The organism is Aeromicrobium camelliae (genome assembly GCF_003850045.1).
GTDB classification, from domain to species: domain Bacteria; phylum Actinomycetota; class Actinomycetes; order Propionibacteriales; family Nocardioidaceae; genus Aeromicrobium; species Aeromicrobium camelliae.
This window is the reverse complement of the sequence record NZ_RQJX01000016.1, coordinates 50,101-72,391: the sequence shown is the minus strand read 5'-3', so window position 1 is coordinate 72,391 and position 22,291 is coordinate 50,101. Positions and strand designations below refer to the sequence as shown.

The 22,291-nt window shown below is 70.0% G+C and carries 25 protein-coding genes; 19 read left to right on the top strand and 6 right to left on the bottom strand.

The annotated features are described in order from the left end of the window. Together EHW97_RS11955 and EHW97_RS11950 are read right to left on the bottom strand one after the other, a co-directional pair. Positions 1-952, bottom strand: a 952-nt coding sequence (locus tag EHW97_RS11955) for a DUF222 domain-containing protein (RefSeq protein ID WP_124237403.1), incomplete at its 3' end; no start/stop codon positions are given. A 394-nt stretch (positions 953-1,346) separates the two neighbouring features. Continuing rightward, the gene (locus tag EHW97_RS11950; protein WP_124237402.1) at positions 1,347-1,970 is read right to left on the bottom strand and encodes a hypothetical protein; all 624 of its coding nucleotides are present in this window, start codon (positions 1,968-1,970) and stop codon (positions 1,347-1,349) included. A 33-nt stretch (positions 1,971-2,003) separates the two neighbouring features. Between EHW97_RS11950 and hisF the strand changes: the two genes are divergently transcribed. Genes hisF through EHW97_RS11910 form a run of 8 tightly spaced genes read left to right on the top strand, consistent with a single transcriptional unit; the run spans position 2,004 to position 8,459 of the window. Next, complete coding sequence (gene hisF, locus EHW97_RS11945; RefSeq protein ID WP_124237401.1) at positions 2,004-2,765, top strand: imidazole glycerol phosphate synthase subunit HisF; 762 nt, start codon at positions 2,004-2,006, stop codon at positions 2,763-2,765. After that, on the top strand, positions 2,755-4,575 hold the full coding sequence (locus tag EHW97_RS11940; protein ID WP_124237400.1) for an ABC transporter ATP-binding protein: 1,821 nt from the start codon (positions 2,755-2,757) through the stop codon (positions 4,573-4,575). Before hisF ends, EHW97_RS11940 begins: the two co-directional genes overlap by 11 nt. Further along, entirely contained in the window at positions 4,568-6,340 is a 1,773-nt protein-coding gene (locus EHW97_RS11935; protein WP_124237399.1) for an ABC transporter ATP-binding protein, read from the top strand. The genes EHW97_RS11940 and EHW97_RS11935 overlap by 8 nt, the downstream gene beginning before the upstream one ends. 24 nt (positions 6,341-6,364) lie before the next feature. Further along, positions 6,365-6,709 carry a phosphoribosyl-AMP cyclohydrolase gene (gene hisI / locus EHW97_RS11930; RefSeq protein ID WP_124237398.1) on the top strand — a complete coding sequence of 115 codons (345 nt, stop codon included), beginning with the start codon at positions 6,365-6,367 and terminating at the stop codon, positions 6,707-6,709. Next, positions 6,706-7,281, top strand: coding sequence for a Trp biosynthesis-associated membrane protein (locus tag EHW97_RS11925; protein ID WP_124237397.1), 576 nt, complete (start codon positions 6,706-6,708; stop codon positions 7,279-7,281). The genes hisI and EHW97_RS11925 overlap by 4 nt, the downstream gene beginning before the upstream one ends. 41 nt (positions 7,282-7,322) lie before the next feature. Continuing rightward, the gene (locus EHW97_RS11920; RefSeq protein WP_124237396.1) at positions 7,323-7,523 is read left to right on the top strand and encodes an HGxxPAAW family protein; all 201 of its coding nucleotides are present in this window, start codon (positions 7,323-7,325) and stop codon (positions 7,521-7,523) included. Next, positions 7,523-8,014 carry an RDD family protein gene (locus EHW97_RS11915; RefSeq protein ID WP_124237395.1) on the top strand — a complete coding sequence of 164 codons (492 nt, stop codon included), beginning with the start codon at positions 7,523-7,525 and terminating at the stop codon, positions 8,012-8,014. Before EHW97_RS11920 ends, EHW97_RS11915 begins: the two co-directional genes overlap by 1 nt. Before the next feature lie 13 nt (positions 8,015-8,027). Then, positions 8,028-8,459, top strand: coding sequence for a DUF2752 domain-containing protein (locus tag EHW97_RS11910; protein WP_124237394.1), 432 nt, complete (start codon positions 8,028-8,030; stop codon positions 8,457-8,459). 49 nt (positions 8,460-8,508) lie between these two features. Here the strand turns inward: EHW97_RS11910 and EHW97_RS15800 are convergent, their stop codons facing one another. Beyond that, positions 8,509-8,925: a DUF4190 domain-containing protein gene (locus EHW97_RS15800; RefSeq protein WP_243696424.1), complete on the bottom strand. Its 417-nt coding sequence runs from the start codon at positions 8,923-8,925 to the stop codon at positions 8,509-8,511. Positions 8,926-9,067: 142 nt separating this feature from the next. Here EHW97_RS15800 and trpC point away from each other — a divergent pair, with 142 nt between their 5' ends. Genes trpC through EHW97_RS11880 form a run of 5 tightly spaced genes read left to right on the top strand, consistent with a single transcriptional unit; the run spans position 9,068 to position 13,433 of the window. Next, entirely contained in the window at positions 9,068-9,883 is an 816-nt protein-coding gene (trpC, locus tag EHW97_RS11900) for an indole-3-glycerol phosphate synthase TrpC (protein ID WP_124237393.1), read from the top strand. A 40-nt stretch (positions 9,884-9,923) separates the two neighbouring features. After that, the gene (gene trpB, locus EHW97_RS11895; RefSeq protein ID WP_124237392.1) at positions 9,924-11,150 is read left to right on the top strand and encodes a tryptophan synthase subunit beta; all 1,227 of its coding nucleotides are present in this window, start codon (positions 9,924-9,926) and stop codon (positions 11,148-11,150) included. Further along, complete coding sequence (trpA, locus tag EHW97_RS11890) at positions 11,147-11,947, top strand: tryptophan synthase subunit alpha (protein ID WP_124237391.1); 801 nt, start codon at positions 11,147-11,149, stop codon at positions 11,945-11,947. The genes trpB and trpA overlap by 4 nt, the downstream gene beginning before the upstream one ends. Beyond that, positions 11,944-12,810 (top strand): prolipoprotein diacylglyceryl transferase, encoded by an 867-nt coding sequence (gene lgt, locus EHW97_RS11885; RefSeq protein ID WP_124237390.1) that lies wholly within the window; start codon positions 11,944-11,946, stop codon positions 12,808-12,810. The genes trpA and lgt overlap by 4 nt, the downstream gene beginning before the upstream one ends. Next, positions 12,807-13,433 (top strand): class III extradiol ring-cleavage dioxygenase family protein, encoded by a 627-nt coding sequence (locus EHW97_RS11880; RefSeq protein ID WP_124237389.1) that lies wholly within the window; start codon positions 12,807-12,809, stop codon positions 13,431-13,433. Before lgt ends, EHW97_RS11880 begins: the two co-directional genes overlap by 4 nt. A 13-nt stretch (positions 13,434-13,446) precedes the next feature. On the opposite strand, the gene EHW97_RS11875 is transcribed toward EHW97_RS11880, so the two are convergent. Next, positions 13,447-13,674, bottom strand: coding sequence for an antitoxin (locus EHW97_RS11875; RefSeq protein ID WP_208002016.1), 228 nt, complete (start codon positions 13,672-13,674; stop codon positions 13,447-13,449). A gap of 73 nt (positions 13,675-13,747) precedes the next feature. On the opposite strand from EHW97_RS11875, the gene miaA reads away from it, so the two are divergent. From miaA to galE, 5 genes are read left to right on the top strand one after another with little or no spacing between them, the layout of a single operon-like run. Then, positions 13,748-14,665, top strand: a complete 918-nt coding sequence (miaA, locus tag EHW97_RS11870) for a tRNA (adenosine(37)-N6)-dimethylallyltransferase MiaA (protein ID WP_243696423.1) — start codon at positions 13,748-13,750, stop codon at positions 14,663-14,665. Positions 14,666-14,675: 10 nt separating this feature from the next. Beyond that, a complete protein-coding gene (dapF, locus tag EHW97_RS11865) occupies positions 14,676-15,497 on the top strand; it encodes a diaminopimelate epimerase (RefSeq protein WP_124237387.1) in 822 nt (273 codons plus the stop codon). Next, positions 15,494-16,876 (top strand): GTPase HflX, encoded by a 1,383-nt coding sequence (hflX, locus tag EHW97_RS11860; RefSeq protein ID WP_243696422.1) that lies wholly within the window; start codon positions 15,494-15,496, stop codon positions 16,874-16,876. Before dapF ends, hflX begins: the two co-directional genes overlap by 4 nt. 58 nt (positions 16,877-16,934) lie before the next feature. Beyond that, positions 16,935-18,878, top strand: a complete 1,944-nt coding sequence (locus EHW97_RS11855; RefSeq protein WP_124237385.1) for an ATP-dependent DNA helicase — start codon at positions 16,935-16,937, stop codon at positions 18,876-18,878. Between the two features lie 26 nt (positions 18,879-18,904). Beyond that, positions 18,905-19,864: a UDP-glucose 4-epimerase GalE gene (gene galE / locus EHW97_RS11850; protein ID WP_124237384.1), complete on the top strand. Its 960-nt coding sequence runs from the start codon at positions 18,905-18,907 to the stop codon at positions 19,862-19,864. A 1-nt stretch (position 19,865) separates the two neighbouring features. On the opposite strand, the gene lexA is transcribed toward galE, so the two are convergent. Together lexA and EHW97_RS11840 are read right to left on the bottom strand one after the other, a co-directional pair. After that, entirely contained in the window at positions 19,866-20,588 is a 723-nt protein-coding gene (lexA, locus tag EHW97_RS11845; protein ID WP_124237383.1) for a transcriptional repressor LexA, read from the bottom strand. A gap of 64 nt (positions 20,589-20,652) precedes the next feature. Beyond that, positions 20,653-21,603: a YihY/virulence factor BrkB family protein gene (locus EHW97_RS11840; protein WP_124237382.1), complete on the bottom strand. Its 951-nt coding sequence runs from the start codon at positions 21,601-21,603 to the stop codon at positions 20,653-20,655. A gap of 212 nt (positions 21,604-21,815) precedes the next feature. Between EHW97_RS11840 and EHW97_RS11835 the strand changes: the two genes are divergently transcribed. Further along, positions 21,816-22,217, top strand: coding sequence for a LysM peptidoglycan-binding domain-containing protein (locus tag EHW97_RS11835; protein ID WP_124237381.1), 402 nt, complete (start codon positions 21,816-21,818; stop codon positions 22,215-22,217). Positions 22,218-22,291 lie beyond the last annotated feature (74 nt).

Below are 22,291 nucleotides of genomic sequence, written 5' to 3'. Positions count from 1 at the left end.
AGGTGCCGTCGCGGAAGCGGATTGCGTTGCGTAGGTGGTGCGAGGGGTATCGGCCGTCGTAGCGGGTGGCGAGGATGTTGTCACGGTCGTCGGTGGTGAGCCGGTACCAGAACGGGTTGCCGCTTTCGGCGAGTGTGCGGAGGACGTTGGCCGGGATCACCCAGTCGCGGTCGGCGCTGATCGCGGGCTGGTCGTCGATCCCGGCCAGCGTGGACGTGGGCACCATGACGCCGATCGCCATGTTCGGCGTCCGAGCGGGTTCGTTGTCGGGGCCGATGTGGTCGAGTGCCTCCACAAACAGGTCGGCGCGGCGCTGGTGCAGGGTCCGGTCGTCGTCGGTGATGGCTTTGGCGGCGTGGTCGAGACGCTGATCGATCCCAGCGAGCACATAGGACGGCAGGTTCTCCGCGACGAGGTCGCCGGTTCCGTCCTCATGATGGTGAATGGTGATGGATCGTTCGGCGACGGTGTCTTCGTAGCGTTTCTCGACTTCGTCGGGTTCGTGCCGTGCGATGAACCGCTTCACCCATTGCCGTAGCTCTCCGACGGTGTGGGTGGCGGCGTAAGCGACCGATCGTGCATCGAGCCGCTGGATCGAACGTTGCTTCGTGAGCTTCCACGCGCCGTTCGCGATCACCGACACCCGAGCGGCATCGAGCGTTCCTTCGGAGAACGCAGCCCACACGGTCGGCAGGTCGTCGCGCGCGGTCTCCGCTTCGTGGATGCGGCTGGCCGCCTGGTGTTCGGACCAGCCGTTCGCCTGCGCGACCACCGACCGCACCGCCGCCAGGGCAAGGTCGCGCTGCTGCGCCTCGACCTCCCGCTCGACGCGTGCGGTCTCGGCATCGAGGATCCGAAGGGTGGCTGACCACACGCGGTACTCGGACCGGGCACGCTCGACCTGCAGCACGCCCAACTCGGCGATGCGCTGGTCACTCGTTTCCCCGATCATGTTCCTAATCTAGAGAAGGCCACCGACACTTTCCGCACCTTGTGCACAGCGCCCACGTGGACTCGCTCCGTGGCGGCTAACGCCCTCACTGCCACGGCTCCATTGCGGCTCGCAGAGCTCGCCGCTACTCGACCACCTACCCCCGGTCATAGGTGGTCGAGTAGGAGGCCGCTCAGCGACCGACGTGGAGCCCTCGCAGGAGGGGCGTTAGCCGCGATGGGGCGAGACCACGTTGCGTGAACTGGTCTCGCTCCGTGGCGGCTACGCCCCCGTTGCCACGGCTCCATTGCCCCTCGTTCCTCGGGCCTACTCGACCACCTACGGCTCGCAGGGCTCGCCGCTACTCGACCACCTACGGCTCGCAGGGCTCGCCGCTACTCGACCGGCGACCGGCTCAGCAGGCGTCGCGGGTGAGGGAGGGGCGGCCTTCGCCGCCGGTGACCTCCATGAAGGTCACCGGGGTGTCCTGAGCCATCGAGGCGACCGGTGCGTCGAAGAGGAATCCGAGCCACTGCGTGCCGTCGGTGACGAACAGTCCGGTCTGGCCGTAGCCGGCCTCGCGCATCTCCGCGGTCTCGTATGCGCCGCGGAAGTCAGCCAGGGTGTTGCCCACGCCGAGTCCCTCGGCGCTCTTCGGGCCCTCGCCTCGCACACCGAGGGATGTGATCGTGCCGTCGGCCACATAGACGTCGAGGGTGTCGCGCAGCGGCTCCTTCCACGCCAGAGGGCTCGCCGGAGTGCCCTCACCGCAGTCGTGGATCTGGACGTCGGCGTCGAACAACCCCGTCGCGAGGGCTTCGTCGACGGTCATGCCGACCCGGGCGTCACCGATCGCGCCGGGGGCGACGAGCAGGTCGGCAGCGGCGGGGAGATCCGGGGTCGGACTCGGCTCGGGGCCGGCCGAGGTGGTGGTCGGCGCGGGAGTGGTCGGCGCGCTGGCGTCGGGATCGGCGTCGCCGCCGTTGCCGCACCCCGCCAGAACCAGCGCAGCGGCCGCCAAGGCCAGGACCTTCTTCATCGTGTCTCCCACTCGCCCGGATAGTCTCGGAGAGTGAGCCTAGCCGTCCGAGTCATCCCCTGTCTGGACGTCGATGCGGGCCGTGTCGTCAAGGGGGTCAACTTCGTCGATCTGCGCGACGCGGGTGACCCGGTAGAGATGGCCCGGGTGTACGACGCCGAGGGCGCCGACGAGCTGACCTTCCTCGACATCACCGCCTCCAGCGCCGACCGCTCGACGACCTACGACATCGTCGGGCAGACCGCGGAGCAGGTGTTCATCCCACTGACGGTGGGCGGCGGCGTACGCACGGTCGAGGACGTCGACCGGCTGCTGCGCGCCGGTGCCGACAAAGTCGGCATCAACACCGCTGCGATCGCCCGCCCCGAGGTCATCGCCGAGATCGCCCAGCGTTTCGGCAACCAGGTGCTGGTGCTCAGCGTGGACGCTCGTCGTTCCGCCGACCAGCCGAGCGGGTTCGAAGTGACGACGCACGGTGGCCGGCGCTCTGCCGGGATCGACGCCGTCGCCTGGGTCCGGCAGGCCAGCGAGCTCGGCGCCGGGGAGATCCTGCTGAATTCGATGGACGCCGACGGCACGAAGCAGGGCTTCGACCTGGAGATGATCCGCGCCGTCCGTTCGCAGACGAAGGTGCCGCTGATCGCGAGCGGAGGGGCGGGCCGCCTCGAGCACTTCGCGCCCGCCGTCGAGGCCGGCGCGGACGCCGTCCTCGCAGCGAGCGTGTTCCACTTCGGCGACCTGACGGTGGGCGACGTCAAGGAGGCGCTGCGAGCGGCGGGTCACGATGTCCGCTGACGCCCTGGACACCCTCTCCACGCCGCAGGCCGACCGACTGACCCGGCGCGGATTCGCCGTGATGGGCGTCGGCATCCGGCGCGAACCCGCGATGTTCACGCTCGCGGTCGTCTTCTCGCTGCTGTTCGGAGTCATGACGGTCGCCGACGCATGGGTGCTCGGGTGGGCGACCGACGCGGTCATCCGCCCCTCGTTCGAGCGTGGGGAGATCCTGACGGGCGCGATGTGGGGCGGCATCGGGTTGTTCCTCGGCGCTGCGCTGCTGCGCATGATCGGCGTCATCGGCCGCCGGCTCATCGGCGGCGTCGTGTTCTACCGGTTGGTCCGCGGCGACCGGCTCCGGGTGACCCGCAAGTACCTGCAGTTGCCGCTGCGCTGGCATCACCGTCACCCGACCGGACAGCTGCTCAGCAACGCCAACGCCGACGTCGAGGCGACGTGGAGCGTCTTCATGCCATTGCCGATGGCTATCGGCGTCGTGGCGATGCTGGTCGCGGCGATCGGCACGATGGCCGCGGCCGACCCGGTGCTGACCCTCGTCGGTCTCGTCGTGTTCCCGTTGCTGTTCGTCGTGAACGCGGTGTACCAGCGGTGGCAGGGGCCGCGCCTGGCCCGTGCGCAGAGTCTGCGCGGTGACGTGTCCACGGTGGCGCACGAGTCGTTCGACGGCGCTCTCGTGGTCAAGTCGCTGGGCCGCGAGGCCGATGAGACCGCGCGGTTCGGCCGGATCAGTGAGCAGCTGCGCGACGCCAACATCGCGGTCGGCCGGATGCGCGCTCTCTTCGACCCGGTCATCGAGGCGTTGCCCAACTTCGGCGTGCTGCTGGTGATCCTCATCGGCGCCTCGCGCATCTCGACCGGCGCGGCCGAGCCCGGCGACGTCGTTCAGGTGGCGTTCCTGTTCACGGTCGTCGCGATGCCGGTGCGGGCCTTCGGCTGGGTGTTGGGCGAGTTGCCCCGCGCGGTCGTGGGGTGGCAGCGCGTGCGCCACGTCCTCGACGACGACGCCCACATGCCGTACGGCGATCAGTTGCTCCCCGGCGGCGGTGCGCTGCGCCTCGACGTGGAGCACCTGGAGTACAGCCACCCCGACGCGCCGGGCGTGCCCGTGGTGCGCGATGTCAGCTTCACGGTGCCCGCCGGCCGCGTGACCGCGCTCGTCGGCTCGACCGGCAGCGGCAAGAGCACCCTCACCTCCTTGGTCACCCGGCTCGTCGACCCCGACGCCGGCGAGGTGCGCTACGACGGTCTCCCGGTCACCACGCTCTCCCAGCAGGGGTTGACGGAGGCGGTCGCCCTGGTCCCGCAGTCGACATTCCTCTTCGACGACACCGTCCGCGCCAACATCGTGCTCGACCGCGACGTGAGCGACGAGCGCGTGTGGGAGGTGCTGCGCGACGTGCAGGCCGACGGTTTCGTCGCGGCGCTGCCCGAGGGGCTCGACACCCAGCTGGGGGAGCGCGGCACCAGCCTCTCCGGTGGGCAGCGCCAGCGCATCGCACTCGCCCGGGCCCTCGTCCGCTCGCCGCGACTGCTCGTGATGGACGACGCCACGAGTGCGCTCGATCCCGAGGTCGAGCAGCGGATCCTGCGCGCCCTGGCGCGACGCAGTGAGTCCGGGGCGGGTCCGACGGTGCTCGTCGTCGCCTACCGCAAGGCCACGATCGGTCTGGCCGACGAGGTGATCTTCCTCGTCGATGGACGGATCGCCGACCGCGGACCCCACCAGGACCTGCGGGAGCGTTCGTCGGCGTACCGCAACATCGTCGACGCGTACGACCAGGCCCGCGAGGAGGTGGACCATGAGTGAACCGCGCGAAGGCGGACTCGCGGTCATCCGCCGCGGGCTGAAGCTGTCGCCGTCGATCACGGACGGGCTCGCGGTGACGCTCCTGCTCGCGCTCGTCAGCACCGCCGGCGGTGCCGTCATCCCGATCGTCGTGCGCAACGCGATCGACGACGGGCTCGGCGACCCGAGTGGCGTGGACACCGGGCAGATCGCCGGGTACATCGGTCTCGCCGCCGTGGTCATCGTCGCGATCATGCTGACCGGTTGGTGGTCGAAGGTGCGCATCTTCACCTCGACCGAGCGAGGGCTCACCGAACTGCGGGTGCAGGCCTTCCGCCACGTGCACGACTTGTCGATGCTCACGCAGAACACGCAGCGCCGCGGAGCCCTGGTCTCACGCGTCACCTCCGACGTCGACCAGATCTCGCAGTTCCTGCAGTTCACCGGAATGATGATGATCACGAGTGTCGGCCAGATGATCGTCGCGACGGTGGTCATGGCGGCGTTGTCGTGGCAGCTCACACTCGTCGTGCTGGTGGCCTTCATCCCGCTGGCCCTGGCCCTCAAGTACTTCGCGGCGGCGATGTCCCGCGCCTACGATCGCGTCCGCCACAGCGTCGGCGAGATGCTCGCTGTCATCGCCGAGCCGGTGGTGGGTGCGTCGGTCGTGCGGTCCTACGGGATCGAAGCACGCACGCAGGACCGCATCGATCATGCCGTCCGCACCAACTACCGCAACAACATCCGCGCGCAGAGCATCACCGCGGGAACGTTCGGTTCGGCCATCATCGTCGGCGGGCTCGCGAACGCGGGGGTGCTCGGCATCGGGCTCTGGCTGGGGATGCTCGACCAGCTCTCGATGGGCACCGTCATCGCGTTCATCTTCCTCGTCGGCCTCTTCACCGGACCGGCTCAGCAGGCCACGCAGGTGATCTCCGATGCGCAGAACGCCATCTCGTCCTGGCGCCGCGTGATCGAGCTGCTGGAGACTCCGGCCGACGTCGTCGACCCCGGCGACACGGGTCGGCGACTGCCCGAGGGTGAGCTCGGCGCCCGGTTCGATCGGGTCACCTTCGCGTACCCCGGCGGCCCGCCGGTGCTTCACGAGATCGATGTCGAGATCGCTCCGCGGGAGCGTGTCGCGATCGTGGGGGAGACCGGATCGGGCAAGACCACGTTCGCCAAGCTGCTGACCCGCCTCATGGACCCGGTCGAGGGGAGCGTCCTGCTCGGGGGCGTGGACATCGCGCAGGTCGGCTTCACGGAGTTGCGCCGCCACGTGTTGATGGTGCCGCAGGAGGGATTCCTCTTCGACGCGACGCTGGCCGAGAATCTCCGCTACGGCCGCTCCGACGCGACCGACGCCGAGCTCAAGGAGGCGATCGCCGCCCTCGGCCTCGCGGACTGGTACGCGGGGCTGCCGCGCGGCCTGCGCACGCCCGTAGGGCAGCGCGGTGAGTCGCTGTCGGCAGGGGAGCGGCAGCTCGTCGCACTGGTGCGGTCGGCACTGGCCGATCCGGCCTTCCTCGTCCTGGACGAGGCCACTTCCGCGGTCGATCCGCAGACCGAGCTGCGGGCGACGCGAGCACTCGACCGATTGCTCGAGGGACGCACCAGCGTCACCATCGCGCACCGGCTGTCGACGGCCGAGAACGCCGACCGGGTGCTGGTGTTCGACGCCGGACGACTCGTCGAGGACGGGCACCACCGTGACCTGGTGAAGGCCGATGGGGTGTACGCACGTCTCCACGCGAGCTGGGTCGCTCAGGCCTCGCTCGGTGCGTGAGGTTCTGCCTGGGACAATGGACCGGTGACGTCCTCACCGCTGGAACCGCAACTCGCCGCCCGTCTCAAGCGCGACCCGCAGGGTCTCGTGCCTGCCGTCGTGCAGGACGCCACGAGCCGTGCGGTCCTGATGCTCGGGTGGATGGACGACGAAGCCCTGCACCGCACGCTCGAGACCGGTCGCTCCACGTTCTGGAGCCGCAGCCGTCAGGAGTACTGGGTGAAGGGCGAGACCTCCGGCCACACCCAGACGGTGCGTGAGGTCCGGCTGGATTGCGATGGCGACACCCTGCTGCTCCTCGTCGATCAGGTGGGCCCGGCGTGTCACACCGGCGCCACCACCTGCTTCGACGACGACCGGTTGCGATGAGCACTCCGCGTCGCTGGTTCGCGCCGGCCGTCCTGGCTCTGGTGGCCGGTGGCGGACTCACGTTCGTCACGATGCGCCAGACCTGGGCGAGCACGACCCTCACGGCATCGGGCCTCCCCGATGACCGGTTGACCGTCACCGGCGCGGAGGCGATGCCGGTGGTCTCGGCCCTCGGGCTCGTGCTGCTCGCCTCGGCGCTCGCAGTCCTCGCCGGCTCGGCGCGCGTGCGACGGGTCCTCGGTGTGCTCGTGCTCGTGGTCGCCGCGGGATCGCTGGCGTGGGTCGCGCTCGGCTCGGGGGCCGCGATCGACGGTGCGCTCGGGGACGCCGTGCGCGAGTCCGCCTCGTTCACCGGCACCAATCATCCCGAGGCGCACGACGTCACCATGTGGCGGTTCGCGACCCTCGCATGCCTGGCCCTCGCCGCGCTCGCCGGGCTCGTCATCGCCCGGTTCGCTCCGCTGTGGCCGACGATGTCCAGTCGGTATGAAGCGCCGGGCGCACGTCCGGCCGGCACCGACGAATCGGACATGTGGAAGGCGTTCGACGAGGGCAGGGATCCCACCGAGTAGGCTGTGTCCCGAACACGTCACCCCCGAGGGAGAGCAGCATCATGTCGCACGGATCGTCGCCCGCAGCCTGGACCGCCGTCATCGTGAGCCTCGTCGGCTTCGCCGTGGGTTCCATCGCGCTGATCCCCGGCCCGAACTGGACGCTGTTCGCGATCGGCTGTGTGCTCGCCGTCGGCGCATTGCCGCTGGGCAAGATCCTCTCGATGGCGGGCCTCGGGGCCGATCGGGAAAAGCAACACTGATGACGCCCGGGGGCCACTCGGCGCCCCCTCACGTCGCGGCGGGACTCTCCACCCGGGCGCTCGCAGCACTGATCGACACCGTCGTCTCCGTCGCGGCCGGTCTACTCCTCGCCGTCCCGGCGATCGCCATCGTGATCGTGGGTGGTACCTGGACCCGGCGACCGGACGGTACGCGCGTCCTCGAATCGGTCCCTCCCGCCGGGCTCGTCCTCCTCGCCCTTGCGGTGGCCGCGCTGGTCGCTGTGCCGGCATGGAACCGCGGCATCCGTCAAGGACGCACGGGCCAGTCGTTGGGTAAGCAGCGACTCGGCGTGTTCCTCCTCGACCGCCGAACCGGCGAACCCCTCGGCGCGGGCCGCGGGCTCATGCGATGGCTGTCGAGCATCGTGCTGGCCGTGCCGTGCCTCCTGACCTATCTGTGGGCCGTCGTCGATTCCCATGCCCGCACGTGGCACGACCTCCTCGCCGGTTCCTGGGTCGTGCGGCGCTGACTAGAGTGGCCGCATGAGCGCAACGCCGGCCCCCGCTCCGACCGCTTCACGCGGCAGGTTGCTGCGCGGACCGTTGCTCGCCGGACTCGGGGGCGCCGCGGCGCTCACCCTGCTGCATGTGCGCGACCCCCATGATTCGGGGTCCTACGGCTACTGCCCGTATCTCCTGCTCACCGGACATCCGTGCCCGGGATGCGGCGGCCTCCGCGCGGTCAATCTGCTGACGAACGGCGACTGGGCCGGCGCGATCTCCAGCAACGCCATGGCTGTCGGCCTGGTGGTGTTCCTGGTCGGGGCGTGGCTGCTCTGGCTCGTGCGCCGGGCACGCGGCGCGGCCGTTCCGTTCCTGAAGCCGACCACGGCCTGGGCGTGGGTCTTCCTCGCCGTGGCGATCGTCTTCGGCATCGCGCGCCTCACGCCGCAAGGCGCCTGGCTGGCCCCGTGAACGACGAACGGCCGGGCCCGAGGGCTCGGCCGTCCAGCAATGCCGATGCTCAGTAGGTGGTCGTGTCGAAGGTCACGACGCCGGCCGCGTACAGGATGATGCCCAGAACCCACAGGGCGATGCCTGCGATGCCGAGCCACCATCCGGCAGTCGCCATGCCCGAGCCGCCCTGGCCCGTCTGCGCGATCTCCTTGCGGGCGTTGCTGGCGAGGACGAGGGCCACGATCGCCAACGGACCGCAGCACACGATGCCGAGGATGCCGGTGATCATCGACCACAACGCCTTCTTGTTGGTCTCCTGGGGCGCGCCGTAACCGCCCGGCGCCCCGTAGCCACCGCCCGGAGGCGGAGGCGGGTAACCGCCGGCAGCGTCTCCCGCTCCGGAGCCGCCGTAGGGAGGCAGACCGGACGAGGTGGGGTCGTTCGGATTCTGGTTGCCGCCCGCGGGCGGTTCCTGGGTGCTCATGGCACCACAGCATAGGGTGCGCCGGTGTCCGTTTCCTCCTGGGCGGGTCCGCACGCGCCGACCCGGCTCGGAGCCCGGGGGAGCCGGGTTTACCCTGGTGGGGACGGACCCGTGGGCCACACGAGGAAAGGAGGGGATGGTCGTGACCGTTCTCGATGACATCCTCGCCGGCGTCGCCCGTGATCTGGAGGCGCGCATGGCGCGGGTCTCGATCGACGAGCTCAAGGAGCGCGCGGCACGCCAGAACCCCGCCCTGGACCCCATGCCGGCCTTCCGGGCCGACGGCGTCTCGGTGATCGCCGAGGTCAAGCGTGCCAGCCCGAGCAAGGGCGACCTCGCGACCATCAGCGACCCCGCCGCGCTCGCGGTCGATTACGCCACCGGCGGCGCCGCCACCATCAGCGTCCTCACCGAGGAGCGCCGCTTCAACGGCTCGCTGGACGACTTGCGTTCGGTCCGCGCGGCGGTCGACATCCCCGTGCTGCGCAAGGACTTCATCACCACCTCGTACCAGCTGTGGGAGGCCCGCGCGGCCGGTGCCGACATGGCGCTGCTCATCGTCGCGGCGCTCGAACAGCCCGCCCTCGAGAGCCTCATCGAGCGTGCTCGATCGATCGGTCTGACGCCGCTCGTGGAAGTGCACGACGAGGAGGAGGTGGAGCGCGCGGTCGCCGCTGACGCCGACCTCATCGGCGTGAACGCTCGTGACCTGAAGACCCTCGAGGTCGACCGCGGCACGTTCGCGCGGGTCGCCCCCAAGATCCCGGACTCGGTGGTGAAGGTCGCCGAATCCGGCGTCCGCGGACCGCACGACGTCATCGAGTACGCCCGCTTCGGGGCGAACGTCGTGCTCGTCGGCGAGACCCTCGTCCGGGGCGAGAACCCGCGTCAGACCGTGGCCGATCTCGTGGCCGCGGGGCAGCACCCGGCGCTGCAGCACCGATGGCACGTGTCCTGACCCCGGCTCGTCCCCGTCTCCCCGAAAGTGCAGCGCGTCCATGACCTCTACCGTCCCTGACGCCTCCGGACATTTCGGCCGCTTCGGCGGCCGTTTCATGCCCGAGGCCCTCATCGCTCCGCTCGACGAGATCACGCGCGCCTGGCAGGAGGCGCAAGCCGATCCGACGTTCACGGCCGAGCTCGATCGCATGCTGCGCGAGTACGCGAACGTTCCCAGCCCGCTGTACGAGGCGCACCGCTTCTCCGAGGCTGCCGGCGCACGCGTCCTGCTCAAGCGCGAGGACCTCAATCACACCGGCGCGCACAAGATCCGCAACGTCATCGGCCAGGCGTTGCTCGCCAAGCGGATCGGCAAGCCGCGATGCATCGCCGAGACCGGGGCGGGCCAGCACGGCGTCGCCTCGGCCACGGCGTGCGCCTACCTGGACCTCGAGTGCACGGTCTACATGGGCGAGGTCGACACCGAGCGGCAGGCGCTCAACGTCGCGCGGATGCGGATGCTCGGCGCCGAGGTCGTCCCCGTCACGACGGGCAGCCGCACGCTCAAGGACGCCATCAACGAGGCGTTACGCGACTGGGTCGCCAGCGTCGACACGACGCACTACCTCTTCGGCACGGCCGCCGGCCCGCACCCGTTCCCGGCCATGGTCCGCGAGCTCACTCGCGGCATCGGAGACGAAGCCCGCGCGCAGTGCCTCGAACTGCTCGGCCGGCTGCCGGACGCGGCTGTCGCCTGCGTCGGCGGCGGCTCCAACGCGATCGGCCTGTTCACCGGATTCGTCGCCGACCCCGACGTGCGCCTCGTCGGCATCGAGGCCGGTGGCGACGGAGTCGAGACCGGACGGCACGCGGCGACGATCACAGGCGGGTCCGTCGGTGTCCTCCACGGCGCTCGCTCGTACCTGCTGCAGGACGAGGACGGGCAGACGCTCGAGTCGCACTCGATCTCCGCCGGCCTGGACTATCCCGGGGTCGGTCCCGAGCACGCGTACCTCGCGCAGACCGGTCGTGCGGAGTACCGTCCGGCGACCGACGCCCAGGCGATGGCGGCGTTCGAGCTGCTCTGCAAGACCGAGGGCATCATTCCCGCGATCGAGTCCGCGCACGCCCTCGCCGGTGCGCTGACGCTCGCACAGGAACTGGGTCCCGACGCGACCATCCTCGTGAACCTCTCCGGTCGGGGCGACAAGGACGTCCACACCGCCGCTCAGTACTTCGGCCTCATCGAGGAGCCCGTCGTGCTCGACGAAGGGACCGAGGAATGAGCGCCTCGCCGATCACGGCCCTGTTCGATCGCACCCGCGCGGAGGACCGCGCCGCACTCGTCGGCTACCTCCCCGCGGGGTTCCCCGACAAGGAGCTCTCGATCGCCGCCATCGAGACCATGGTCGAGGCCGGTGTCGACCTCGTGGAGGTCGGTCTGCCCTACAGCGACCCGGTCATGGACGGTCCGACGATCCAAGCGGCCGCCGACCGCGCCCTCGCGGGCGGGACGCGCATCTCCGACGTCATCGAGATCGCGGGTCGCAGCGCCGCGACCGGTGCCCCGACCGTCGTGATGACGTACTGGAATCCGGTCGAGCGCTACGGCGTGGACCGGTTCGCTCTCGAGCTCGCCGCCGCCGGGGGAGCGGGTCTCATCACGCCGGACATGATCCCCGACGAGGCCGAGGAGTGGATGGCGGCGTCCGAGGCGCACGGACTCGACCGGATCTTCCTCGTCGCCCCGTCGTCGAGCGACGAGCGTCTCGCCATGACCGCGGAGGCCGCGAGCGGCTTCATCTACGCCACCGCCGTCATGGGCGTCACGGGCCAGCGCGAGCAGACCAGCAGCCTGGCTCCCGAGCTCGTGGGACGGCTGCGCAAGGTCACCGACAAGCCCGTGGGCGTCGGACTCGGCGTGAGCAACGGCGCTCAGGCGCACGAGGTCGCCGGATTCGCCGACGCGGTGATCGTCGGCTCGGCCCTGGTGCGCTGCCTGCTCGACGCGCCGGACGCCGAAGCCGGTCTCGCCGCGCTGCGCCGGCTCGTGACCGATCTGCGCGCGGGAGTCGAACGGTGATCCCCGCGTCGATCCCCAGCCCGGCCGAGAGCGTCTGGCACCTCGGGCCGCTCCCGCTGCGCGCCTACGCCCTCGCGATCATCCTCGGCGCCGTCCTGGCGACCTGGATCGGCGAGCGCCGCTACCAAGCCAAAGGTGGACGCGCCGGCGTCATCGGCGACATCGCGATCTGGGCGATTCCCTTCGGGATCGTGGGCGGCCGCCTCTACCACGTCATCACCGACCCGCAGCTCTATTTCGGCGAGGGCCGCGATCCCGTCGACGCGCTGAAGATCTGGGAGGGCGGTCTCGGCATCTGGGGCGCGATCGCGCTCGGCGCCGTGGGCGCGCTCATTGCCTGCCGCCGATACGGGGTCGCCTTCTGGCCGGTCGCGGACGCACTGGCACCGGGTTTGCTCGTCGCCCAGGGCGTGGGCCGGCTCGGCAACTACTTCAACCAGGAGCTGTTCGGTCGGCCGACGGACCTGCCGTGGGGCCTGGAGATCGCCCCCCGCTTCCGGCCGGAGGGCTTCGAGCAGTTCGCGACGTTCCACCCGACGTTCCTGTACGAGCTGGTCTGGAACCTTCTCGCCGCAGCCCTCATCGTGTGGCTCGACCGGCGTTACCGCCTGACGCACGGCAGGGCGTTCGCGTTGTACGTGATGCTCTACACCGCGGGTCGTCTCGTCACCGAGGCGCTGCGGATCGACACGGTCAATCACATCGGACCGTTCCGCCTCAACATCTGGACCACGATCATCGTGTTCGCCGGAGGCCTGGTGCTGTACCTGTGGGCGCGTCGTCGTGCCACCGAGGAGCCCGAGCGGCTCAGCACGCGTGAGGACACGGCGCCGACGGCCGGTGAGGACACCGAGTCGGCGTGACGTCGACGTGGGCGTTCGTGCCCAGCGCACCGCTGCTCGCGCTGCCCGGCGACGATGCTCTGGCCGCGACGCGGGACGCGACCCAACGCCTCGTCGGTGAGGTCGTGGGAACGGCAGCGGACTCGATCACCGTGTTCGCGGAGACCGACTGGCCGGTCGAACTCGACGAGACACACGGCGGGAGCCTCGAACGCTACGGGCTCGACGTCGCGGCCGGGGGAGAGAATGTCGCGCTCGGACTCGGGCACACCATCGGTGCCTGGCTCCTGGACCGGGCCGGGTGGACGGGCTCGCGGCGCTATGTGAGCCAGGTCGACTCCGAGGAACGCACCGTCCTCGTGGTCGCCGACGGCGCCGCATGCATCCAGTCGAATTCACCGCGGGGTCTCGACTCGCGCGGGCCCGCGTTCCAGGAAGACCTGCTCACAGCTCTACGTACCGCGGACACGGCGTCGCTCGCGCAGCTCGATCTGACGCTGGCCGCTGCGCTGTGGTGCACCGGAGCGCCGGTGCTGCGGGAGGTCGGCCGCGCCACGCGCGATCGTTCCTGGCACGCCCAGTTGCGGTACACGGGTGCGCCCCTCGGGGTCGGGTACTGGGTCGCCTGCTGGCGATCGGCGTGAACGACGTCGGGCTTCAGCGGCGAGGAGGGTTGTCCTCGTCCTCGTCGTTCATGGTCCGGGCGGCCTCCTTGAGACGGGCCGCGGCCTCGTCGATCTTGCTGGAGTACTTGCCGCTCGTGGCCTTGTCGGCGAGGGCTGCCACCTTGTCGACGGCGGTGTCGATGTCGTCGTCACGGCCCTGCATCATCTGACCCGCCCGCTTCTTGGCGTCATCGCCACGCAGCTTGTCGAGAAAACCCATGGTGGCTCCCTTCCCAGCTCGACGCGGGGCCCGTGCCCCGGTTGGCCATCACGCTACCTGCGAGACTGAAGGGGTGCCTGAATCCCGCGGTCGCGTCGTCGCTGTCGTCGGACCCACCGCAGCGGGCAAGACCGCGCTCTCGGTCGCCTTGTGTCAGCGCATCGGCGGAGAAGCGGTCAACGGCGACGCTGTGCAGTTGTTCCGGGGCATGGACATCGGCAGCGCCAAGGCCGAGCCCGCCGAGCGCGGCGGTGTGCCCCACCACCTGCTCGACGTCCTCGACGTGTCCGATGAGGCGAACGTCGCGGTCTTCCAACGGTCGGCCCGCGCGACGATCGACGAGATCCGATCGCGCGGGGCTGTTCCCGTGCTGGTCGGCGGCTCCTCCCTGTACGTGCGCGCGGTGCTGGACCCGCTGGACTTCCCCGGCACCGATCCCGACGTGCGGGCGCGGTGGGCCGCGGAACTCGAGAGGCGTGGTGCGGAGGCTCTGCACGCCGAGCTGACGGAACGGGACCCGGACGCCGCGGCTCAGATCCTGCCGAGCAACGGCCGTCGTATCGTGCGCGCACTCGAAGTCGTCGAACTCACCGGCCGCCCCTTCGCCGCCGCCATGCCCGGCTTCCACTCGATCTACGACGACCTCGTGATGATCGGCCTGGAGGTGCCCCGCGACGTGCTCGACGCGCGCATCGACGCGCGGGTCGATCAGATGTGGGCGGCAGGATTCGTCGAGGAGGTGCGCGCGCTGCGGACGCAGGGCCTCGACGAGAGCCTGACCGCTTCGCGGGCACTCGGATACCAGCAGGTGCTGTCCTACCTGCGCGGCGAGATCGACGAGTCCGAGGCGATCGCCCAGACGAAAACAGGCACGCGCAAGTTCGCCCGCCGCCAGGAGCGCATGTTCCGCAAGGATCCCCGGGTCACCTGGCTCGCCTTCGACGATCCCGACCTCGTCGAGCGGGCCGTGGCACTGGCCTCGTCGGCGTAGACTGGATCTAATGACTTTCTCTTGGCTCAAAGGGCACGGCACCGAGAACGACTTCGTGCTCCTGCCCGATCACGACGGCTCGCTGCACGGCGAGCTCGATGCGCAGTTCGTCGCCGCGCTGTGCGACCGCCGCCGCGGCATCGGTGCCGACGGCGTGCTTCGGGTCATCACTCCCGCAGCCCTGGGTATCGACTCCGATGCCGCGTGGTTCATGGACTATCGCAACGCCGATGGCTCGATCAGCGAAATGTGCGGCAACGGCGTGCGCGTCTTCGCTCGCCACCTCCTCGAGGAGGGCCTGGTCAGCGACGACGAGTTTCTCGTCGGAACCCGCGACGGCGACAAGCGGGTCGTCGTCGACGGCGACCAGATCCGTGTCGACATGGGCGACTACGTCACCGGCGGCACCAGCAAGGTGACCACGGCCGAGGGTGCCACGCTCGAGGCCCGCGAGGTCCACACGGGCAATCCGCACGCCGTCGCGTTCGTCGACGATCTGTCGTCGGCGGGCGCCCTGCTCAGCGAGCCCGAGTTCGACCGCAGCGTGTACCCCGAGGGCGTCAACATCGAGTTCGTCGCGCGACGCGCGCACGGCCACGTCGCGATGCGCGTGCACGAACGCGGCTCCGGCGAGACCCGGTCCTGCGGTACCGGCGCCTGCGCCGTGGCGATCGCGACCGCGCTCGCCGACGGCCAGGACGCGGCTGCTCCGCGGTACCGGGTCGATGTTCCGGGTGGCACCGTCCTGGTCGACCTGACCTCCGACGGCCATGTGCACCTCACGGGGCCGGCCGTCATCGTGGCTTCTGGAACGATGGAGTGGCGCGCGTGACCGAACCGTTCGACAACGACCGCGGCGAACTCGAGCTCGAGGAGCGCTCATCGCTGCGTCGCGTGGCGGGTCTCTCGACCGAGCTGCGCGACATCACCGAGGTCGAGTACCGCCAACTGCGGCTCGAGCGCGTCGTCCTCGTCGGGGTGTGGACCGAGGGCACGGCCGAGGACGCCGAGAACTCGCTCACCGAGCTCAAGATGCTCGCGGAGACCGCTGGCTCGGAGGTGCTCGACGCACTCGTGCAGCGGCGGCAGAAGCCCGACCCGGCGACCTACATCGGCCGCGGCAAGGTCGAGGAGCTGCGTGCTGCAGTGGAGGCCAGCGGCGCGGACACCGTCATCTGCGACGGCGAGCTCGCACCCAGCCAACTGCGCAACCTCGAGGACCGCGTCAACGCCAAGGTCGTCGACCGTACGGCGCTGATCCTCGACATCTTCGCGCAGCACGCGAAGAGCGCGGAGGGCAAGGCGCAGGTCGAGCTGGCGCAGCTGCAGTACCAGACTCAGCGGCTGCGCGGCTGGGGCGGCAACCTGTCGCGTCAGGCCGGCGGTCGCGCGGCCGGCGGTGAGGGCATCGGCGGCCGCGGCCCCGGTGAGACCAAGCTCGAGACGGACCGCCGCCGCATTCAGGCGCGGGTGGCGAAGCTGCGTCGGGAGCTGGCCGAGCTGCGGGGGACCCGCGACACCAAGCGCGCCAACCGTCAGCGTCACCAGATCCCCTCGGTGGCGATCGCCGGGTACACCAACGCCGGCAAGTCGAGCCTGCTCAACCGGCTGACCAAGGCGGGCGTCCTCGTCGAGGATGCACTCTTCGCGACCCTCGACCCCACCACGCGTCGCACCCAGACGCCTGACGGCCGCATCTACACGCTGTCGGACACGGTCGGATTCGTCCGGCACTTGCCGCACCAGTTGGTCGAGGCGTTCCGCTCGACGCTGGAGGAGGTCGCCGATGCCGACCTCGTCGTCCACGTCGTGGACGGCTCGCACGTCGACCCGCTCGGTCAGATCGCCGCGGTGCGCGAGGTGTTCGCCGAGATCGGCGCCAGCAAGGTCCCCGAGATCGTCGCGATCAACAAGGCCGACGTCGCCGACCCCGACACCGTCAAGCAGATCGTCGCCAAGGAGCCGCACGCCGTGGTGGTGAGCGCCCGCACCGGCGAGGGCATCGACGAACTGCTCAACGCGATCGAGAGTGAGCTGCCGCAGCCGGCGGTGCCGGTCGACGTCGTGCTGCCCTACGACCGGGGTGACCTGCTCAACCAGATCCACGAGCACGGCGAGATCGATGAGGTCGAGCACCGCGGCGACGGGACGCACGTTTCGGCGCGTGTCGATGCCGACCTGGCCGCCGATCTGGCTCCCTACGCGCGGTGATCCGGACGGCTGTGGACACGCCGCCGCCCTCGCGGTCGCGGACGATAACCTGCTCGGCATGACCCCGACCGTCCGCGATGTGCTCGACGCTGCCGTCGCATCGGTCGGCGGCACCCAGCGGCCGGGCCAGGTGGCCATGGCCGAGGCCGTGGAACGGGCGTTCCGCGAGAAGAAGCACCTGCTCGTCCAGGCCGGGACAGGTACCGGTAAATCGCTGGGGTACCTCGTCCCGAGCCTGCTGCACGGCGACCGCGTCGTCGTGGCCACCGCGACCCTCAACCTGCAGCACCAGCTCGTCGAGCGCGACATCCCGGCGCTCAAGGACGCGGCCCGGTCCACGCTCGACGAGGTGCCGCACCACGCGGTGCTCAAGGGTCGCAGCAATTACGCGTGCCTTCATCGTGTGCGCGAGGGTGCTCCGGACGACCAGGGCGTCCTCGTCGAGGTGCCCGAAGGCACGCTCGGCGCCGAGGTCGTGGCGCTGCGCGAGTGGGCCGAACACGCTGCTGAAGACGGACACAGTGGCGACCGCGACAGCGCTCCGTCGCATTCGGAGCGCTCCTGGCGCCAGGTCAGCGTCAGTGCTCGCGAATGCCTCGGCGCGTCGCGCTGCCCCTACGCCACGGAGTGCTTCGCCGAACGCGCGCGTGAGGATGCGCAGGATGCGCAGATCGTCGTCACCAACCACGCGATGCTCGCGATCGACGCGATCGACGGCGTCCCGATGCTGCCGCAGTTCGACACGGTCGTCGTCGACGAGGCGCACGAACTCGCCGCGCGAGTCACGCAGGCGGCCACCCAGGAGCTGGATCCGGCGGGGATCGAGCGCGCGGCGCGTCGGGCCCGGCCGCATCTCGACGAACCGCAGACGGCCGACGACCTCAGCGACGCGGCCGACTCCCTGGCCGACACCCTCACCCACCTGCAGCCCGGACGGATCGATGAGATCAGCCAGCCGTTGCGCGCCGCACTGGAGTTCGTGCGCGACACCGCGCGCGCCTGCTTCTCCGCCTTCGGCAAGGAGTCCGGCGGACCCGGCGGTGAGGCGGACCCGGCCCGCCAGCAGGCGCGCGGGATGGTCGACGAGCTGCGGCAGGTGGCTGAGCGCATGGCACGCGGCAGCGAGACCGACGTGCTCTGGCTGGGCGACACGCGCAGCGGACTGCAGCTGCGGGTGGCTCCGATCGACGTGTCCGGCGCGTTGCGCGACAAGCTGTTCGGCGAGAAGACCGTCGTCCTCACCAGCGCGACGCTGACACTCGGTGGCACCTTCGATCCCGTCGCGCGATCACTCGGGTTGTGGGAGGACGAGGAGTGGATCGGACTGGACGTCGGGTCGCCCTTCGACTACGCCAAACAGGGGATGCTGTACGTCGCGCGGCATCTTCCCACGCCAGGGCGGGAAGGCCTCGAGGAGGACCAGCTCGGTGAGATCACGGCGCTCGTGAAGGCTGCCGGCGGCCGCACGCTCGGACTGTTCTCGTCGCGCCGGGGTGCGGAGCGCGCCGCCGAGTACGTCCGGCTCGCGCTTCCCGAGGTCGAGGTGTTGTGCCAAGGAGACGCGCAGCTTCCCGAACTCGCGCGACGGTTCGCCGCCGACCCGCGCACGTGCCTGTTCGGCACCTTGAGCTTGTGGCAGGGCGTCGATCTGCCCGGCGACACGTGCACCCTCGTCATCATCGACCGCATCCCGTTCCCGCGTCCGGACGATCCGCTCATGAGCGCCCGGCAGCGGCTCGTCGAGAAGCGCGGCGGCAACGGCTTCATGCAGGTCGCCGCCCACCATGCGGCGCTCCTGCTCGCCCAGGGTGCGGGGCGACTGATCCGCCGCGCCGACGATCGGGGGGTCGTGGCGATCCTCGACCCGCGGCTGGTGACGGCGCGGTATGGCGGATTCCTCGCCGCGTCGCTGCCCGGGCTGTGGCGCACCACCGACCGGGCGACCGTCATGGGCGCGCTGCGACGACTCGACGACGCTGCCACCGCCCGTGACGCCACCTGAGGCGGGCGCACCAGTAGGCTGACGCCATGGCGATCTTGGTCACCGGTGGTGCTGGATACATCGGTTCGCACATCGTTCGCGCGTTCCGGCTCGCCGGGCTCGACCCCGTCGTCGTCGACGACCTCTCCAGCGGCCATCGGGAGTTCGTCCCCGACGACGTACCGCTCATCGAACTCAACATCGTCCGCACCAAGAAGCTCACCGAGGCCTTGCGCGACCACTCGATCGAGGCCGTCGTGCATCTGGCCGGCTTCAAGTACGCGGGGGTGTCGGTCCAGCGGCCGCTGCACACCTACCAGCAGAACGTGCAAGGCACGGTGAGCTTGCTGCGCGCGATGGCCGAACACGACATCGACAAGATCGTCTTCTCCTCCAGCGCCGCGGTGTACGGCACTCCCGACGTCGATCTGGTGACGGAGCGGACGGCGACGCACCCCGAGTCCCCCTACGGCGAGAGCAAGCTCGTGGGGGAGTGGGTCATCGCGGCTCAGGGGCGAGCCACCGGCTTGCGGCACACGTCGCTGCGGTATTTCAACGTCGTGGGGTCGGCAACCGACGAACTCTACGACTCCAGTCCGCACAACCTGTTCCCGCTGGTGATCCGTGCCCTCACCGAGGGACACCGCCCGAAGATCTTCGGCGACGACTATCCGACGCCCGACGGCACCTGCGTGCGTGACTACGTGCACGTGGCCGACCTCGCGGATGCGCACGTGGTCGCAACTCAGAAGCTGCTCGCCGGGCAGGAGCTCGAGCCGGTCTACAACCTCGGCAGCGGTGATGGCGTGTCGGTGCGGCAGATCATGACGGCCGTCGCCAGGGCGACCGGGATCGACTTCGAGCCGGTCGTGGCGCCGCGCCGCCCCGGAGATCCGGCGCGCATCGTCGCGTCCGGGCAGCTCGCGGCTCGTGACCTGTCATGGACGATGCGCCACACCCTCGACGAGATGGTCGAGAGCGCCTGGAACGCACGCCACCAGAGCTGAGTCAGACTCGACGCAGGACAGCCGTGACCTTGCCGAGGATCGTGGCGTGGGTGCCGTCGATCGGCTCGTAGGCCTCGTTGTGCGGGAGTAGCCAGACCTGTCCGTTCTTGCGCTGGAAGGTCTTGACGGTTGCGTCACCGTCGATCATCGCCGCGACGATCTCGCCGTTCTCGGCAGTCGGCTGCTGACGGATGACGACATAGTCGCCATCGCAGATGGCCGCGTCGATCATCGAGTCGCCGCTGACCTCGAGTAGGAAGAGCGTGCCGTCGCCGACCAGTGAGCTGGGCAGCGGCATGACCTCCTCCACGCGCTCCTCGGCGAGGATCGGCCCGCCGGCCGCGATCCGGCCGACCACCGGAACATAGGTGGCGGTGGGACGGGCGTCGCCGAGCGCCGTCACGTCGGCGACCTCGTCAGGGTCGGCGTCACCGAGCGAGCGCCGCACTTCGGGCAGGTGGATCTCCAAGGCGCGCGGCCGGTTGGGATCGCGCTTGATGAAGCCCATCTTCTCCAGCATCCGCAGCTGGTGCGAGACCGAGGACGTACTGGCCAAGCCGACGGCCGCGCCGACCTCGCGCATGCTGGGCGGGTACCCGCGTTCGCGCAGACTATCGCGGAGGAATTCGAGCACCTTGCGCTGCCGCGGTGTCAGCCCGCTGGCATCGGCCGGGCCATCGGGCAGTTCGCTCACGGAGTCGGTGGATCGCGCGTCGCTGCTCATGGCCATGACCGTATCGAGACACCGCGGCGAAATCAAACACCTGTTCGAACCGTGGCGCGTCGCATCATCCGGGTCCGGGTTCCCGCCGGCGCCGCAGGTCGTCCAGGAAGGCGTCGAGCGTCGCCTCGATCTCGGCGTGGACGCGCTCCTGCTCGGTGCGGGCGAGCGAGGCCGCCTGGTCCTCTGCGACCGTCTCCGGTGTCACGACCGTCTCGTCCACGGCTTGGAGGGCGGCGCCGAGCAGGACCGCGAACAAGCCGATCCACAACCACAGCAGAAGCACCACGACGCCGGCCAGTGCCCCGTATGTCCGCCCGTAGTTGCCGAAGGAGTTGACATATACGGAGAAACCCACCGAGACGAGCAACCACAGGGCCGACGCGACGATCACGCCGCGGCTCATGAATCGATTGGGGTGGGGGCGGTTGGGTGCAAGGCGGTACATCATCGCGATGATCGCCATCACGAGAGCGATGAGGACGAGCCAGCGGGTCACCTCAGCCGCCCAGCGGACGCCGGGAACGGCGTCGACGAGATTCAAGACGGCGGGAACGACCGCTACGAGAGCGATCGCCACGATGGCGAAGCCGATCGCGGCGACGGTCATGCCGAGCGCCAGGGCCTTGCGCTTGACGAAGCCGCGGTCGTCACCGAGCCCGAACATGAGGTTCACGGCGGTCAGCAGGTTGCCGACCCCGCCGGACGCGCTCCACAGCGCGACGGCCAGGGCGATCACGGTGGTGACGCCCAAGGTCCCGCTCGACGTCGCGGTGAGTTCTTCGATCTGGCCGGTCATCAGCGAGGCGGCATCGGCGGGAAGCAGGTCCTCGAGGCGGTCGGTCTGTTCGGCGACCGTGCGTGGCGACGCGATGAGGCCGTAGAGCGACACGCCGGCGATCATCGCTGGGAACAGTGACGTGAAGGCATAGAAGGCGACACCGGCCGCCAGGAGGGGTGCCTGACGGGAGGACGCCTGTTTCCAGGCCAATTTCAGGGTCTGGAACAACGCTCGCATGCGACGAAACTACCGGCTGGAGAGGGTTCTCGCCGAGTTCGGCTGAGACGAATGTTCGACCACATGTTCGAACGGTGCTTGTTTTGTCAGTGGGTCGCCGTATAGTCGTACACGTGTTCGATCGAACGTCTGTTCACTTCGAATGACATCGTACGCCAGGCGTTCGGTTGGACACGCCAGACCCACCCTCTTCTTCCCCCTTGGAGGACGCTATGAGCACCATCGCCTATCACGAGCTTCCGGTTCGCCCCGCCCACCCGCGTGAGCGCCACTTGCACGCCGTGCCGCTGGCGGCTCCGTCCAGCCCGGCGGCGGCACCGTTGCGCCTCACTCGGCGCGGCCGTGTGGTCGTGTTCGCCGCGGTCGCGCTGCTTCTCGCGGTACTCAGCGTCGTGCTCGGCGCCTCGGTCGCTGCCACGGACGACGACGCCGCCCTCGCGACCACGACGGTGCAGGTCCAGCCCGGACAGACGCTCTGGGAGATCGCGGCCGAGGCCAACCCCCGCGGCGATATCCGCAGCACCATCGATGACATCGTGCGGCTCAACGCGCTGCCGAACGCCAGCGGGCTGAAGATGGGCACCACCTTGGCGGTCCCGGTCTACGAAGACTGACCCCCCACGACAACGGTCCCGGCGACACCACCTGGGGAAGGGTGGGTCGCCGGGACCGTGGCGTTGATGGGGCG

Bases quoted from the DNA above. Each gene is read 5' to 3' on its own strand.
- EHW97_RS11950 (WP_124237402.1), bottom strand. From the start codon at position 1,970: ATGAAGAAGGTCCTGGCCTTGGCGGCCGCTGCGCTGGTTCTGGCGGGG.
- EHW97_RS11940 (WP_124237400.1), top strand. From the start codon at position 2,755: ATGTCCGCTGACGCCCTGGACACCCTCTCCACGCCGCAGGCCGACCGA.
- EHW97_RS11935 (WP_124237399.1), top strand. From the start codon at position 4,568: ATGAGTGAACCGCGCGAAGGCGGACTCGCGGTCATCCGCCGCGGGCTG.
- EHW97_RS11925 (WP_124237397.1), top strand. From the start codon at position 6,706: ATGAGCACTCCGCGTCGCTGGTTCGCGCCGGCCGTCCTGGCTCTGGTG.
- EHW97_RS11920 (WP_124237396.1), top strand. From the start codon at position 7,323: ATGTCGCACGGATCGTCGCCCGCAGCCTGGACCGCCGTCATCGTGAGC.
- EHW97_RS11915 (WP_124237395.1), top strand. From the start codon at position 7,523: ATGACGCCCGGGGGCCACTCGGCGCCCCCTCACGTCGCGGCGGGACTC.
- EHW97_RS11910 (WP_124237394.1), top strand. From the start codon at position 8,028: ATGAGCGCAACGCCGGCCCCCGCTCCGACCGCTTCACGCGGCAGGTTG.
- EHW97_RS15800 (WP_243696424.1), bottom strand. From the start codon at position 8,925: ATGAGCACCCAGGAACCGCCCGCGGGCGGCAACCAGAATCCGAACGAC.
- trpB (WP_124237392.1), top strand. From the start codon at position 9,924: ATGACCTCTACCGTCCCTGACGCCTCCGGACATTTCGGCCGCTTCGGC.
- trpA (WP_124237391.1), top strand. From the start codon at position 11,147: ATGAGCGCCTCGCCGATCACGGCCCTGTTCGATCGCACCCGCGCGGAG.
- EHW97_RS11875 (WP_208002016.1), bottom strand. From the start codon at position 13,674: ATGGGTTTTCTCGACAAGCTGCGTGGCGATGACGCCAAGAAGCGGGCG.
- dapF (WP_124237387.1), top strand. From the start codon at position 14,676: ATGACTTTCTCTTGGCTCAAAGGGCACGGCACCGAGAACGACTTCGTG.
- EHW97_RS11855 (WP_124237385.1), top strand. From the start codon at position 16,935: ATGACCCCGACCGTCCGCGATGTGCTCGACGCTGCCGTCGCATCGGTC.
- galE (WP_124237384.1), top strand. From the start codon at position 18,905: ATGGCGATCTTGGTCACCGGTGGTGCTGGATACATCGGTTCGCACATC.
- lexA (WP_124237383.1), bottom strand. From the start codon at position 20,588: ATGAGCAGCGACGCGCGATCCACCGACTCCGTGAGCGAACTGCCCGAT.
- EHW97_RS11840 (WP_124237382.1), bottom strand. From the start codon at position 21,603: ATGCGAGCGTTGTTCCAGACCCTGAAATTGGCCTGGAAACAGGCGTCC.
- EHW97_RS11835 (WP_124237381.1), top strand. From the start codon at position 21,816: ATGAGCACCATCGCCTATCACGAGCTTCCGGTTCGCCCCGCCCACCCG.